Source organism: Streptomyces noursei (genome assembly GCF_016917755.1).
GTDB classification, from domain to species: Bacteria; Actinomycetota; Actinomycetes; order Streptomycetales; family Streptomycetaceae; genus Streptomyces; species Streptomyces yunnanensis.
Genome location: NZ_CP070326.1, coordinates 1,679,453 through 1,693,060, shown reverse-complemented (window position 1 = coordinate 1,693,060; position 13,608 = coordinate 1,679,453). Strand labels below are relative to the sequence as shown.

General features: G+C 73.6%; 8 protein-coding genes and 2 pseudogenes. 4 read left to right on the top strand and 6 right to left on the bottom strand.

Translation table 11 applies throughout. The annotated features are described in order from the left end of the window. Positions 1-18 precede the first annotated feature (18 nt). The 4 genes from JNO44_RS07200 (at position 19) to JNO44_RS07185 (ending at position 4,925) form a co-directional block, all read left to right on the top strand. Positions 19-735: a TetR/AcrR family transcriptional regulator gene (locus tag JNO44_RS07200; RefSeq protein ID WP_205362370.1), complete on the top strand. Its 717-nt coding sequence runs from the start codon at positions 19-21 to the stop codon at positions 733-735. A gap of 138 nt (positions 736-873) precedes the next feature. After that, complete coding sequence (locus JNO44_RS07195; protein WP_205362369.1) at positions 874-1,998, top strand: baeRF2 domain-containing protein; 1,125 nt, start codon at positions 874-876, stop codon at positions 1,996-1,998. 257 nt (positions 1,999-2,255) lie between these two features. After that, positions 2,256-2,930 (top strand): hypothetical protein, encoded by a 675-nt coding sequence (locus tag JNO44_RS07190; RefSeq protein WP_235092588.1) that lies wholly within the window; start codon positions 2,256-2,258, stop codon positions 2,928-2,930. Positions 2,931-3,065: 135 nt separating this feature from the next. Continuing rightward, positions 3,066-4,925: a glycoside hydrolase family 15 protein gene (locus tag JNO44_RS07185; RefSeq protein ID WP_205362367.1), complete on the top strand. Its 1,860-nt coding sequence runs from the start codon at positions 3,066-3,068 to the stop codon at positions 4,923-4,925. Here JNO44_RS07185 and JNO44_RS07180 read toward each other — a convergent pair. The 6 genes and pseudogenes from JNO44_RS07180 to JNO44_RS07155 form a co-directional block, all read right to left on the bottom strand. Then, positions 4,915-5,133 (bottom strand): annotated as a pseudogene (locus tag JNO44_RS07180) (cytochrome P450); the annotation flags it as partial. The gene JNO44_RS07185 and the pseudogene JNO44_RS07180 overlap by 11 nt on opposite strands. Positions 5,134-5,314: 181 nt before the next feature. Beyond that, positions 5,315-8,143, bottom strand: a complete 2,829-nt coding sequence (locus tag JNO44_RS07175; protein ID WP_240167466.1) for a SpoIIE family protein phosphatase — start codon at positions 8,141-8,143, stop codon at positions 5,315-5,317. A gap of 73 nt (positions 8,144-8,216) precedes the next feature. Next, a pseudogene (locus JNO44_RS07170) lies at positions 8,217-8,429 on the bottom strand (glycoside hydrolase family 3 protein); the annotation flags it as partial. 54 nt (positions 8,430-8,483) lie between these two features. Beyond that, complete coding sequence (locus tag JNO44_RS07165; RefSeq protein WP_205362366.1) at positions 8,484-10,007, bottom strand: glycosyl hydrolase family 18 protein; 1,524 nt, start codon at positions 10,005-10,007, stop codon at positions 8,484-8,486. Between the two features lie 297 nt (positions 10,008-10,304). Beyond that, on the bottom strand, positions 10,305-12,230 hold the full coding sequence (locus tag JNO44_RS07160) for a helix-turn-helix domain-containing protein (RefSeq protein WP_205362364.1): 1,926 nt from the start codon (positions 12,228-12,230) through the stop codon (positions 10,305-10,307). 257 nt (positions 12,231-12,487) lie between these two features. Beyond that, a complete protein-coding gene (locus JNO44_RS07155) occupies positions 12,488-13,585 on the bottom strand; it encodes an alkene reductase (protein WP_205362362.1) in 1,098 nt (365 codons plus the stop codon). Positions 13,586-13,608 lie beyond the last annotated feature (23 nt).

The following is a 13,608-nucleotide window of genomic DNA, read 5'->3' as shown; positions in this document are numbered from 1 at the left end:
GTCATAAGGTGCGGGGCCATGGCCGAACGAGTGGTTCCCGAGCGGCAGCGGCGACGCCGGAGGCCGACCAGGCAGGGCGTCGTCCTCTCCCGACAGCTGATCGTCGACACCGCGCTGCGGCTGGTCGCCCAGCACGGCGCCGAGGCGCTGACGGTGCGGCGGCTGGGTGCCGCGCTCGGTGCCGACCCCAGCGCGATCTACCGCTACTTCCGCAACACCGACGACCTGCTCCTCGCCCTCGCCGACGAACTGATCGGGCGCGCCCAGCACGGCTGGCGGCCCACCGGCGACTGGCGCGCCGACCTGCGCGAGATCGGCCTGCGCATCCACCGCGCCTACCAGGCACACCCCCAGGCGGCGCTGCTGGCCGCGCACCGCACCACCGGGCGCACCCACGAGACCCGCGCCGTCGAGGCGATCCTCGGAGTGCTCCGCCGGGCGGGCTTCCCGGCCCCCGAGGCGGTCCGCGTCTACCACGCCTTCGTCGACCAGAGCCTGGGCTTCGCGGCGCTGGACGCGGCGGCCCTGGCCCTGCCCGCCGCCGCACAGGCGGCCGACCGCGAGGTCTGGCAGGCCGACTACGGACGGCTGCCGGCGGACACCCACCCGCACATCGCCGCGACCGCCCCCCAGCTAGCCGCCGAGATGCGCCGCAGCGGCTATCCGTACGCGCTGGAACTGCTGTTGGAAGCCGTCGCGGCTCGCCTGCCCGGGCCGGCCGGGCGGGCGGACTGAGCGGGTCCGAAGCGCCTCGGCCCGCGGACGTGCGGTGCGCCGGGCGCGCCTGGTCTCGGCGCGCGGCCCCGGTGCCTTGGGGCTCTACTGGGAGGGAAGAACACCAGGCAGCCGACCGACACGGCGCGTGGAGGCATCGTGGACCTGGCCTTCCTGAATGCGGTGTACGCGAGTGGGGGACCGTACGCCTGCGCCTATCTCGACACGTCACGTGACGCCGAGGAGCCGGAGCAGGCGCTGGCGCTCCGCAGGCGGCAGGTCTGCGAGGCGCTCGTGGAACAGGGCGCCGACGGCGCCACGGTGGAAGCCCTGGCGGCCGTCGCGGGCGGTGACCAGGAGATCGCCGGCCGACACGGCCAGGCGATCGTCGCCAGCCGCGGGCGGGTGGTGCTGACCGTGGAGCTTCCCGAGCCGCCGGCGCACGACGAGGCCGAGTTCACCCCGCTGCCCGACCTGATGCCGCTGGCCCTCCAGCACGCCCCGGACATCTGCTACGTCGCCGCCACCGTGCACAGCACGCCGCGCCCGCGACCGGAGCCCCCGGACGGATGGGAAGTGGCCTTCCAGGCCGGGACGTGGCCGAGCAGTGCCGTCGCGCCGGGCGTCTGCCACCTGATGAGCGGCCCCGCCGCGGGCTGGACCGACGGGGCCGGGCTGGCCGCCGCCCGCATCGCCGAACTGGCGTGCCGCACCGACGCCGAGACGATCGTGCTGGGCGGGATCACCCGGGCCCGCAACGCGCTCGCCGACCACCTCGCCGAACGCTGGCGCAAACGCCTCGTGACCAGCGGCGGCAACGGCTACCCCGCGCCGCCCGGCCGGGCCCTGATGGAACGGGAGCTCACCGAGGCGTTCCAGGGGCAGCTCCGGATCGCCGACCGGGCCCGGCTCGAGTTGTTCCGGGCCCGCCGGACCAGCCGGCACGGCGCCGTCGAGGGCCTGTGCAGCGTGGTGGCCGCGTTGCGCCGTTCCCAGGTCAGCTCGCTGCTGCTCAGCGTCCCCCTGGATCTCGCGATGCGCCTCCATGTGGACGCCGGCGGGGCGCCGCTCGACCCGTGCGACGCGGCACTGGCCCCGTACGGCGCGCTCGGCTTCCGTATGGGCCCCGCGCCCGCCGCCGTGATCCGCGCCGCGGTACGCACCGGCGCCGGACTGGTCGTGGTGCCGGAGCAGCAACTGTCGCTGGCCGACGGGTTGGGCGCGCTGCTGCGGTACGCCGGGCCGGAGCGCACCCCCTACTTCGCCCGCCTGCTCCGGCTCTGAGTGATGGCGGCCCCGGGGCCCGGGGAGGCGCCCGATACGCCGTCCGGCGGCCGGGGAGCGCGGACCGCCGGCCGCTCACCCGTCTGGCCCGGACGACGCGGTGCGCCGCCTCGCCGGGTCGTAGAACTGACAGTCAGGCGCGGTGCGCACGGCGGGTCGGCCGGCCGGTCCGCGCATGCCGTGCGGCCGGCGCCCGCGGAGCCGGTGACGAGCAGCGGGAGAGCGTGATGCGAACGACCGACGGGGCAACGGCCCGCATGCTGCAGACACCGAAGGCCGCCGCGGTGGCCGGGATCGTCGCGGCGCTGCTGCTGGGCGCCGCCGTGCTGCTCGTCCACCTGGCCGTGCCCGAGCGCCCCCAGGACACCGCCGACTGGGTCGAGGACACCTCCCAGCGGGACTTCCTACACGGCGCGCTGGCCCTGCTGCCGTTCGCCGGGATCTTCTTCCTGTGGTTCATGGGCGCGATCCGGGACTACGTCGGGCAGGCCGAGGACCGGTTCTTCGCCACCCTCTTCCTCGGCAGCGGATTCCTCTTCGTGGCCATGCTGTTCGTCATGGCGGCGACGACCGGGAGCCTGCTGGCCGTGACGGACGTGTCCACCTCTTCCTCGGCGGGGGAGCGGGCACTGTGGCAGTACGGACGCCACCTCGTGCTGGAGCTGCTGACCGGCTACGCGACGCGGATGGCCGCCGTGTTCGTGGTGTCGACGACGACGATCGGGCACCGGCTGGGCATCTTTCCGCGCTGGCTGGCATGGCTGGGCTATCTGGTCGCACTGGTGCTGCTCTTCGCGGTCGGCGGCACCAGCCACCTCGAACTCGTCTTCCCGCTGTGGATGCTGGCCGTCAGCAGCCACATCCTCGTGGTCACCCTGCGTCGCCGCCGGGCGGGCGGCCGGCCGGATCGGGGCGCGGCTGCGACCCCCTGAAACCCGCCCCGGACCGGGCCGGCGCCTCCGCCGCGCCGCACCGCGTCCGCCCCTGCCGTCGCCGTGGCCGCCGCCGTCGCGCGTCCGTCGGCGCGGGCGGACAGTGGAGGTACGTGCCCAGGAAACGGGAAGATCATGGAACGGTACCCACCCATCGCGGACCACGGCATCGTCGGCGATCTCCAGACTGCCGCGCTGATCTCCTCCGAAGGGGTCGTCGACTGGTTCGCGGCACCCCGGTTCGACTCGCCCAGCGTCTTCGCCGCCCTGCTCGACCACGACCGCGGGGGCCACTTCCGCTTCGCGCCGGACGCCCCGGGCAGCACCTGCAAACAGCTCTACTACCCCGACACCGCGGTACTGGTGACCCGGTTCATGTCCCCCGACGGTGTCGGCGAGATCTTCGACTGCATGCCGCCGGACCGCACCGGGACGCCGTCCGACCGGCACGTCCTGATCCGCGGGGCGTGCGCGGTCCGCGGAACGGTCCACTTCGGCCTGGAGTGCCGCCCGCGCTTCGACTACGGGCGGGCCACCCACACCTGCGAGGTGCGGGACGACACCGCCACGTTCCGGGCGCCGGGCATCACCGCGCACCTGCAGAGCAGCTTCCCGCTCCGGCCCGACGGCGTCGACGTGCGGGGCACGCTCACCCTGCGCGCCGGACAGCTGGCCACCGCCGTCCTCACCGTCGACGGGCCCGACGCGCCGGCCCCACCGCCCCTGACGCCGCACGGCGCGGCGGAGCGCTACTGGGAGGTCGTGGACTTCTGGCAGCGGTGGGTGCAGACCTCCCGCTACCGGGGCAGGTGGCCGGGGGTCGTGCACCGCTCGGCGATCACCCTCAAGCTCCTGACCTACGCCCCCACCGGAGCGCCGGTCGCCGCGGCCACCATGGGACTGCCCGAGCAGGTGGGCGGCGAACGCAACTGGGACTACCGCTACACCTGGGTCCGCGACAGCTCGCTGTCGGTACGTGCCCTCCTCGACCTGGGATTCGTCGAGGAGGCGGCGCAGTTCACCCGCTGGCTCGGGGACCGCCTGCAGGCCCGGGACGGCGAGCGGGGCGAACCGCTGCAGATCATGTACCGCGTGGACGGGGACCCCGACCTCCCCGAAGAAGTCCTGCCGCACCTCGCCGGCTACCGCGGCTCCGCGCCCGTACGCGTCGGCAACGCCGCCACCGACCAGCTGCAACTGGACATCTACGGCGAGGCGCTCTACGCCCTGTCGGAGGGGCGGGAGATCGCCATGCGGGCCGGCTACCACGGCTGGAAGAACCTCGCCCGGACGCTGGACTGGCTCGCCGACTCCTGGGACCGCCCCGACGAAGGCATCTGGGAGACCCGCGGCGGACGCCAGCACTTCACCTTCAGCCGGATCATGTCGTGGGTCGCCTTCGACCGGGGGCTCAAGCTGGCGGCCGAGTACAGCCGCCCCGCCGACACCGCCCGCTGGACCGCCGCCCGCGACGCGATCCCCGAACAGGTCATGCAGCGCGGCTGGGACGCACGGCAACAGGCGCTCGTCCAGTACTACGACGGCACCGTGCTCGACGCCTCGCTGCTGCTCCTGCCCCGCGTGGGCTTCCTGGCCCCCAGGACCCTGAGCTGGCTGTCGACCCTGGACGCGATGGAACGCACCCTGGTGTCGGACAGCCTGGTCTACCGCTACGACCCCGTCGCCTCACCCGACGGCCTGCGCGGCTCCGAAGGCACCTTCAGCCTGTGCACCTTCCTCTACGTCGACGCGCTCGCCCGCGCCGGCCGGCTCCGCCAGGCGCGCTACACCTTCGAGAAGATGCAGACCTACGCCAACCACGTCGGCCTGTTCGCCGAGGAAATCGGCCCCAGCGGCGAGCAGTTGGGCAACTTCCCGCAGGCGTTCACCCATCTGTCGCTCATCATGGCCGCCACCACGCTCGACGACGCGCTGGACCGGCAGCGGGCCGCCGCGACCGGGCAGGACGGCCCCGCGGACCGCCTCAGTCCCTGATCCGGGCGACGGTCAGCGGGAGGTGCCGGGGGCCGCGCAGCACCGCGTTGTGCCGGTACGGCGGCGGATCCGCGGCCAGTTGGGGGTCGTCGAGGCGGCGGACGAGTTCGGTCAGGGCCAGTTGCGCCTCCAGCCGGGCCAGCGGGGCGCCGAAGCAGCTGTGCAACCCGTGGCCGAAGCCCAGGTGTTCGTTGTCGGGGCGGTCCGGCGTCACGGCGCTCGTACGCGCGGGCGCGCAACCGGGCCGGGCCCGGCTCCGCGCCAGCTTGGTGAGCGGGCCGGGGAGGCGCACGCGCACCTGGCCGTCGGAGTGATGCGTGCGGCCGGCCGCCGGCGGCCGGCCGCGGGGCTGTCCAGGGCCGGTCCGACGGGTCAGGGTCGGACAGCCGCTACGGACCGGAGGGCTCGCCCCGGGCGCCCGGGCCCGCTGGGCCGCCCGGGGCGTCCGAGTCGTCCGCGCTGATCGGTCCGTCCACGCTGGTCGGTCCGTCCACGCTGACTGGTCCGTCCGGGCTGACCTGGCCGTCCGGTCCGTTCGGGGCGACCTGGGGCAGCTGTTGCTCGGCCCAGATGACCTTGCCCTGCGGCGTGTACCGGGTGCCCCAGCGATCGGTCAGCTGGGCCACCAGGAACAGGCCGCGGCCCCCCTCGTCCGTCGTCGCGGCATACCGCAGGTGGGGCGAGGTGTTGCTGCCGTCGGCCACCTCGCAGACCAGGCTGCGGTCCCGCAGCACCCGCGCCTTCACCGGCGGCGAGCCGTAGCGGATCGCGTTGGTGACCAGCTCGCTGACCACCAGCTCCGTGGCGAAGGCCAGCTCGTCCAGGCCCCACTCGGTGAGCTTGTCGGAGATGCTGGAGCGCATCCCCGCGACGGCGGCCGGGTCGAACGGCACGTCCCACGCCGCGACGCGGTCCGGGCCGAGCACCCGGGTGCGGGCGATCAGCAGGGCCACGTCGTCCCGTGGGCGGTCCGGGAGCAGCCGGTCGAGCACCGCCCGGCAGTTCTCCTCCGGGGACCGGCCCGGATGGGACAGCGCGCCGCGCAGCAGCTCCATCCCCACGTCGAAGTCCCGGGTGCGCTCCTCGACCAGCCCGTCGGTGTAGAGCACGATCTGGGTGCCCTCGGGCAGGTGCAGCACCGTGGTCTCGAACGGGACGCCGCCCAGCCCCAGCGGCGGGCAGGCCGGCAGCTCGGGGAACTCCACGGTGCCGTCGGGGTGGACCAGCGCCGGTGGCGGATGCCCGGCCCGGGCCATGTCGCAGCGCCGCGAGACCGGGTCGTAGATCGCATACAGGCAGGTGGCGCCGGTGATGCCGGTGCCGCTGGCGGTGTCCGCCTCCTCCTGGTCGATCTGGTCGACGAGGTCGTTGAGGTGGCCCAGGAGCTCGTCCGGCGTCAGGTCCAGGGTGGAGAAGGTGTGCACCGCGGTGCGCAGCCGGCCCATGGTGGCCGCGGCGTGCAGCCCGTGGCCGACGACGTCGCCGACGACCAGCGCCACCCGGCTGCCGGACAGCGGGATCACGTCGAACCAGTCACCGCTCACCCCCGACTGGGCGGGCAGGTAGCGGTGGGCCACCTCCATGGCGCTCTGCTCGGGCAGGGTGCGCGGCAGCAGGCTGCGCTGCAGGGTCACCGCCAGGGCGTGTTCCCGGGTGTACCGCCGGGCGTTGTCGATGCTCAGCGCGGCGCGGGCCACCAGCTCCTCGGCCAGCGACCGGTCGTCGTCGTCGAAGGGCTCGGGCTTCTGCGACCGCCAGAAGTTCGCCACGCCCAGGATGTTGCCGCGGGCCGTCAGCGGCGTGGTGATCAGCGAGTGGATGCCGCAGCTGATGACGCGCCGGGCCCGCTCCGGATCCTGCAGCTGCCAGCTGTGGGTCGTCGAGAGGTCGGACACCACCTCGGAGCGTCCGCCGGCCATACCGCGCGCCTGGGGCGTGCCGGGCACGAAGGTGATCAGCGTCCCGGGCGGGAGGAAGGGGAGGTCGTCGAGGATGCCGTGCGCCGCGGTGCGCCGCATCTGCTGGGGGCCGCTGCCGGCCGGCTCGTCGCCGCGCAGGACGGGCGCCGCGAGGTCGACGGTGACGAAGTCGGCGAGCCGGGGGACCGCGACCTCCGCGAGCTCCTCCGCGGTCCGCGCGACGTCGAGGGTGGTGCCGACGCTCACCCCGGCCTCGTAGAGCAGCCGCAGGCGCTCGTGGGCGACCTCGGCGCGGCCGGAGAGCAGCCGCAGCTCGGTGGAGTCGCGGAGGGTGGTGACCGTTCCCATGCCCGCGGCGTGCCGGTCGGTGTGCCGTTGGTTGACCGCCAGGAGCCGGCCACCGGCCTGGTGGATCTCGTCGGTGGCGGCCCGGCCCGACGCCAGCAGGGCGGCCAGCCCCGGGGCGAGCCCGGGCAGCTGGGACACCTCCTGCCCCTCGGCGTCCTCGGGCAGCGCGAGCAGCCGCCTGGCCTCGTCGTTGGCCAGCAGCAGCCGGCCGGAGCCGCTGACGATGACCACGCCCTCCCGCACGGCGTGCAGCACCGCCTCGTGGTGTTCGTACATCCGGCTCATCTCGACGGACCCCAGCCCGCGGGTCTGGCGCCGCAGCCTGGTGGTGATCACCGCCGTGGCGGCCGTGGCGAGGCACAGCGCCGCGCCGGCGATGCCGAAGATCACCGGGAGGTGGGAGGCGATGGCGCGGCTCACGCTGGCCACCTTCATCCCCGCGGAGACCAGGCCGACGACCGTGCCCTTGGCATCGGTGATCGGCACGATGGCCTGCACCTCGTGACCGAGCGGCCCGTGCACGCTCTCGACCCGGACCTTGCCGGTGAGCGAGGGGCCGATGTTGCCGACGAAGCGCTTGCCGATCTCCTCGGGCTTGGGGTGGGTGTAGCGGATGCCGTGGGTGTTCATCACGACGATGAAGTCGACGTCGGCCCGCTTCCGGGCCGCCTCGGTGAGCGGCTGGAGGATCTTCGACGGGTCCGGGGCCTTGAGGGCGGCCTGGACGCCGGGGGAGTGTGCGAAGGTCTCCGCGACGGCGACCGAGCGGTTGCGCGCCTCCTGCTCGGCGTCGTGCCGCGAGGTCAGCAGCAGTGCCGCCAGCGCGCCCAGGACGAGCAGGAGACCGACCGTGAGCTGGAGCAGGAAGACCTGCCCCGCGAGGCTCTGCGGACGTCGTTCGGTCAGTGACCTTACCGTTGCGCGCCGATATCGGCCGGACCCTGCGGCCATGCTGCTATTTCTAACACTCCCCGGCCGGGAGCGCTGCCCTGTTGTCCGCCGTCGGTGGCCTCGTCGGCGGTGGCTAGGGCGCGGTCCGGCCCGGGTGGCCTCCGGCCAGGACCTCCGCGGCGGCGACCCCGCAGGCGGCGGTGGCGCCGTGCGTGAAGATCCGGACCGCTCCGGGGAGGCCGTCGCCCGGCAGGCCCATCTCGACCACGACCGCGTCCGGACGTGCGGCGGTGAGGTCGGCGAGGGCCCGGCCCATCCAGGCGTGCCGGGAGGCGTCCCGGACCACTCCCGCTGTGGCGCGACGCGCCGGCCCGGGCCGCCCGGGCCGGCGCCGGACGGGTCAGCAGGCGCCGAGGTCCTGCCAGACACCCCACTCCCCGGTGCTGCCGGGCTCCTCGCCCGTCGTCCACCACTTGGCCTTCCAGGTGTGCCCCTTGTAGGAGACCTGCTGGCCGCCGGTGTAGACCGTGCCGCCGGTCCACGGGCTCGCCGTGCACTGGTTGCCGCTCCCGCCGGTGACGGTCAGGTCGTAGGACGCGCTGTGCGTGCCGGCGGGGCCGGTGCCGGTGACGGTGAGGTGGTACGTGCCGGAGGCCACCGCCGCGGTCGTGGACACGGTGAGCGTCGAGGTCCCGCCGGCCGTCACCGAGGTGGGGCTGAGCGAGGCGGTGACACCCGCGGGGGCCCCGCCGACGGTGAGGTCCACCGTCCGCGCAGCCCCGGCGGTGACCGCGGTCCGCACCGTGGCGGTGGTCCGGCTGCCCGCCGCCACCGAACCCGCACCGGGACTGGCCGTCACCGTGAAGTCGTCGGTCGGCGCCGTGCCGCTGCCGGTGAACGGCTCGAAGATGTGGCTGAAGTCCCAGGTGTTCTGCGGGATGCTGGAGCAGGTGTCGCCGGACGGGGCGCCGGGGCAGCCGCCGTTGTCCCGTTGCAGCGACCAGAACGACAGCGTGCTGATGCCCTTGCCCACCGCCCAGTTGTAGACCTGGGTGGCGTTGGCCAGGCTGAAGGTCTCGGCCGGGCCGAAGTCGTCCACCCCGGGCATCTCGATGATCCCGATCATGCTCCACAGCTGGGCCGGGGTCTTGTCGGGAGAGAGCGTCTTGAGCTGGTCGTAGAGCCCCTGGGCCGCGGTCTCGGTGTCCTTGGCCATGTCGTGCGTGGCGTTGTCGTAGTAGTCGAACGTCATGATGTTGGCGACGTCCACCCGGGCCCCGTTGCGCACCGCGTTCTGCAGCAGGGCGACCCCGCTGTCGGCGAGGCCCCGGGTCGTCGTGGGCAGGGTGTACGAGATCTCGACCGTGCGCCCGTTGGCGGCGGCCCAGTCCTGGACGAGCTTGATGGCCTTGTTCCGCCGGTCGACGGCCGCGGAGTTGTCCAGCGAGTCGGCCTCGATGTCCATGTCCAGCCGTGTGACGTCGTAGGTGGTGATGACCTTCTCGTACGCGGCGGCGATCTGGTTGACGTCGGTACAGCTGTCGGCGATCTCGGTGCCGGTGGTGTCCGCGGTGTATCCGCCGAACGACGGGATGACGTCGCCGCCGTTCGCGCGGATGGTCTTGATGTCGTCGCCGAACGAGGACGTGGCGATGGGGGTGTCGGTGCTGCCGTTCCACAGGGCTGTGCAGGAGCCCTTGGCGGCCGTCTGGATGAACGCCATCGTCAGGTGTTTGGCGCCTGACTGGGCGGACAGCGCGGCGGGACTCTCGCCCGTCCACGACTCGAAGTAGGGGGCGAACACATGGGCCGGGAGCGGGGTCGCCGCCTGGGCCGCGCCCCCGCCCAGGGCGGTCAGGCCGGCCGTGGCCACGGCGGTGACGGTAGCGGTGAGGAGTGCACGGAGGGAGCGCCTGCGTCTCATGTCTGTCCCGGGTGTGAGGGGGGTGACCGCCAATTCCCGTTGGTACGCAGCGGTATGGGATATGGGATAGCCCTGCGGTCAGGGGCATGTCAATGGACTGGACCAAGATAGGACTAGACCAATCGACGCCCGGGGCAGTCACACCCCTGCGCAGCGCCGCCGCGGCCCGCTGGACCACCACCACCGGCGGGGCGAACCGACCGTCACCGCGTCCCGGTCGGCCCACCGTCCGTGACCGCGACCGGCACGGCGGGCAGCGCGACGGGGGCGTCACGTCTCGGCCGGCGGGTCGCCGCGTCAACTCCCGGTCAGCCGATGGAGCCGGAGCGCGATCTGCAACTCCAGCGCGCGCTCGGGGCTGTTCCAGTCCTCCCCGAGCAGTGCCTGGACCCGGTCGAGCCGTTGGACGACCGTGTTGACGTGCACGTGGAGCTCGTCCTTGGCGCGGGTCAGGCTCCCTCCGCAGCCGAAGTACGCCTCAAGGGTGCGCACGAGTGCGGTGCCGCGTCGCTCGTCGTACCGCAGGAGCGGCCCCAGGACACCGGCGACGAAGCCGTCCGCGTCCTTCTCGTCGCCCAGGAGCACGCCGAGGAACCCCAGGTCGGCCGCGCAGGCGCCGCCCTCCCGGCCCAGCACGCGCAGGGCCCGCAGGCACCGGATCGCCTCGGCGTGGGCGGCGGCCAGTGCCTGGGGTCCGGCCGCCGGTCCGGCCGCGGCGACCGTCACCGGCGCGCCGGCGAGCCGGGTGAGGTGCCTGGCGGCGCTTCTGGCCACGTCGCCGGGGGCGGTGCCGTTCTCCGCGAGCAACACCACCACCCGGCCGGCGTGTTCGGCGCTGATGCCGTCGCCGGCGACGCGGTGGCGCATGGCCGCCCCGGCCAGTCGCTGCCGGGATGCGGTGTCGGCCTCGGCGACGAGCAGCAGATGGGGCCGGTCGAGGTCGAAGCCCAGACGGCGCCCGCGCTCCGTCAGGCCGAGGGGATCGCGGTCGGGGGCGTTGAGGAGATCGCTGATCAGTTCCCCACGGATCCGGTTCTCCGCCTCGGCGACGGAACGCCGTTGCAGCAGGAGCAGGGCGGTGACGACGCCGGCCCGCTCGAAGAGCCGCTTGGCGGCGTCGTCGAGGTCGGGCCGGCCGTGCAGGACCAGACTGCCCAACACCTCCTGCCCGGCCAGTACGGCACACGTCCAGCGGCCGTCGCGGAACACCGTGCGGCCGGCGGTCCGGGAGTCCGCCACGACCTCGGCCACCGTGCCGCGGCCGGGGAACGCGGCGCCGCCGGGGCCGACGGCGGTGAGCACCCGCCCTTCGGGGTCGTGGATCGCGATGGCCCCGTCGAGCAGGTCGGCGACCGCGGCGGCCACGTCCCGCACATCGCCGCCGCGCAGCACCAGATCGGTGAGCCGGTCGTGCGCCTCCTCGGCGCGCTGCATGGCTGCGGCGTGCTCCTGGATGACCTCGTTGGCCGCCGCCAACTCGGCGAGCGCAGCCTGGGTGTTGGTGATCGCCGCCGCGGTGTCGATGGCGATGGCGGCGTGCGCGGCCAGCGAACACAGCAGGGCGATCTCGTCGGGCGAGAAGGCCCGCGGGGTGCGGTCGGCGGCGAACAGTACGCCGATGACCTCGCCACCGCCGCCACCCCCGGACCCCAGGAGCAGCGGCACGCCGAGGATCGCGACCAGGCCCTCGTCGAGGACCCCGGCGTCGATGGTGCGGGTGTGACGGAAGCGGCTGTCGGTGCGGTAGTCGGGTGTGACGTACGGTTGGGCGTTCTGGGCGACCAGGCCGCCGAGGCCGTCGCCCAGCCCCAGTCGCAGCCCCTGGAACAGCGCGGACACCGAGCCGTCGGTGACCCGCATGTAGGTATCGCGGGCCGCCGGATCGGGGAGCGTGAGGTACGCGGTGTCGGTGCCCAGCAGCGTCCGGGCACGGCGCACGATCGACTGCAACACGGCATCGAGGTCGCGCAGTCCGGCCAGGTCACCGGCCGTGTCGAAGAGGGCCGCGAGCTCCGCCTCACGCCGCCGGTGCTGCCGCAGCACGCCCCTCACCCGCAGCACGGTCCGGGTGGCGCCCTCCACCTCGGACAGACCCTGCGCACCGACCCCGTTGACGCGCGCCTCGGCGGCGACCGCGCCGAACTCCTCGGCCGGGGCGTCCGCACCGAGCAGATCGATCAGGCGACGCAGGTACGGAGCGGCGGACACGGTATCTGGGTTCATGAGGCGAGCCGTAGCAGGAGAGAAGGGAAAAGGGGAAGGGGGGGACGGGGGACAGGAGGGGCAGATCTCCCGCCCCCCTCACCGATGATGGACCGCGGCGTCGTCAGCAGGATCGGCGCGGCGACCCCGATGGCGTAAGTGAGAAACGACAGCAAGGTCCCCGTCAACGGGTCGGACTCCGGAAAGAAGACCCGACCGAAGACCAGGGCCGCGGCGGACCCGTAGAGAAAGTAGTCGGCAGTCCCTTGGGCGGGTGTTCAAGGCCGGGTCTGCGCCATGGTCGGGTAGTCGGTGTAGCCACGGTGGTCGCCGCGGTAGAAGGTGGTGGGATCGGCCTCGTTGAGCGGGGCACCGGTGCGGAGGCGGTCCACGAGATCGGGGTTGGCGATGAAGTGGGTGCCGAAGGAGAGGATGTCCGCGAGCCCGTCGTCCACCAAGTGCAGTTGACGGGGGCCGGCGGGCCAGTCCTCGGGGGCCTCGTGCGGGTTGAGCATGTACACCCCTTCCCAGCTGCGGCGCAGTTCCACGGTGAGGGCGCGGTGGCCGGGGAACTCGAACACATGCAGATAGGCCAGCTGCGGAGGCAGCTGGTCGATCAGCGTCAGGTAGAGCTCGTGCGGGTCGGGCTCCACGAGGCCGAAGGCTGGGCAGCCAGGGCTGATGCGAAGCGCCAGCCGCTCCGCTCCGATGCGTGCGGCCACGGCTTCGACGAGTTCGACCGGGAACCGGACGCGTCCGGCGATGCTGCCGCCGTAGGCATCGGTGCGGCGGTTGGCGTTGCCCGAGAGGAACTGCTGGATGAGGTAGCCGTATGCGCCATGCAGCTCGACGCCGTCAAATCCGGCATCGATCGCGTTCGCGGCCGCGTCGGCGAAGTCGGCGATGGTGCCGGCGATCTCCTGCGTGGTCATGGAGCGCGGTACGGGGAAGGGCTTGCGGACGGCGGGCTCGCCTCCGTGGATGCGCACCTCCCCGTCGGCTGCGACGGCAGACGGCGCGAGGGGATGCCGGCCGCCGCCCAGGAGTTCGGGGTGGCTGTTGCGGCCCGCGTGCATCAGCTGCGCGTAGATGCGGCCGCCCGCTTCGTGGACAGCCTGTGTGATGGGGCGCCAGGACTCGACCTGGCGGGCGTCGTGCAGGCCGGGGGTGTCGGTGTAGCCCTGGCCGACGCGGTTGGGTTGGATGGCTTCGGCGACGAGCAGTCCTGCAGTGGCACGCTGCCGGTAGTACTCGACCATGAGCGGGGTCGCGGACAGGCTCTCACCGTACGCGCGGCGACGGGTCAGCGGCGCCATGGCGATCCGGTTGGGGAGGGTGAGCGGACCGACGGTGATCGGGTCGAACGCGGTGTGCATCGAGGCGGTTCCTTCCGTACGGA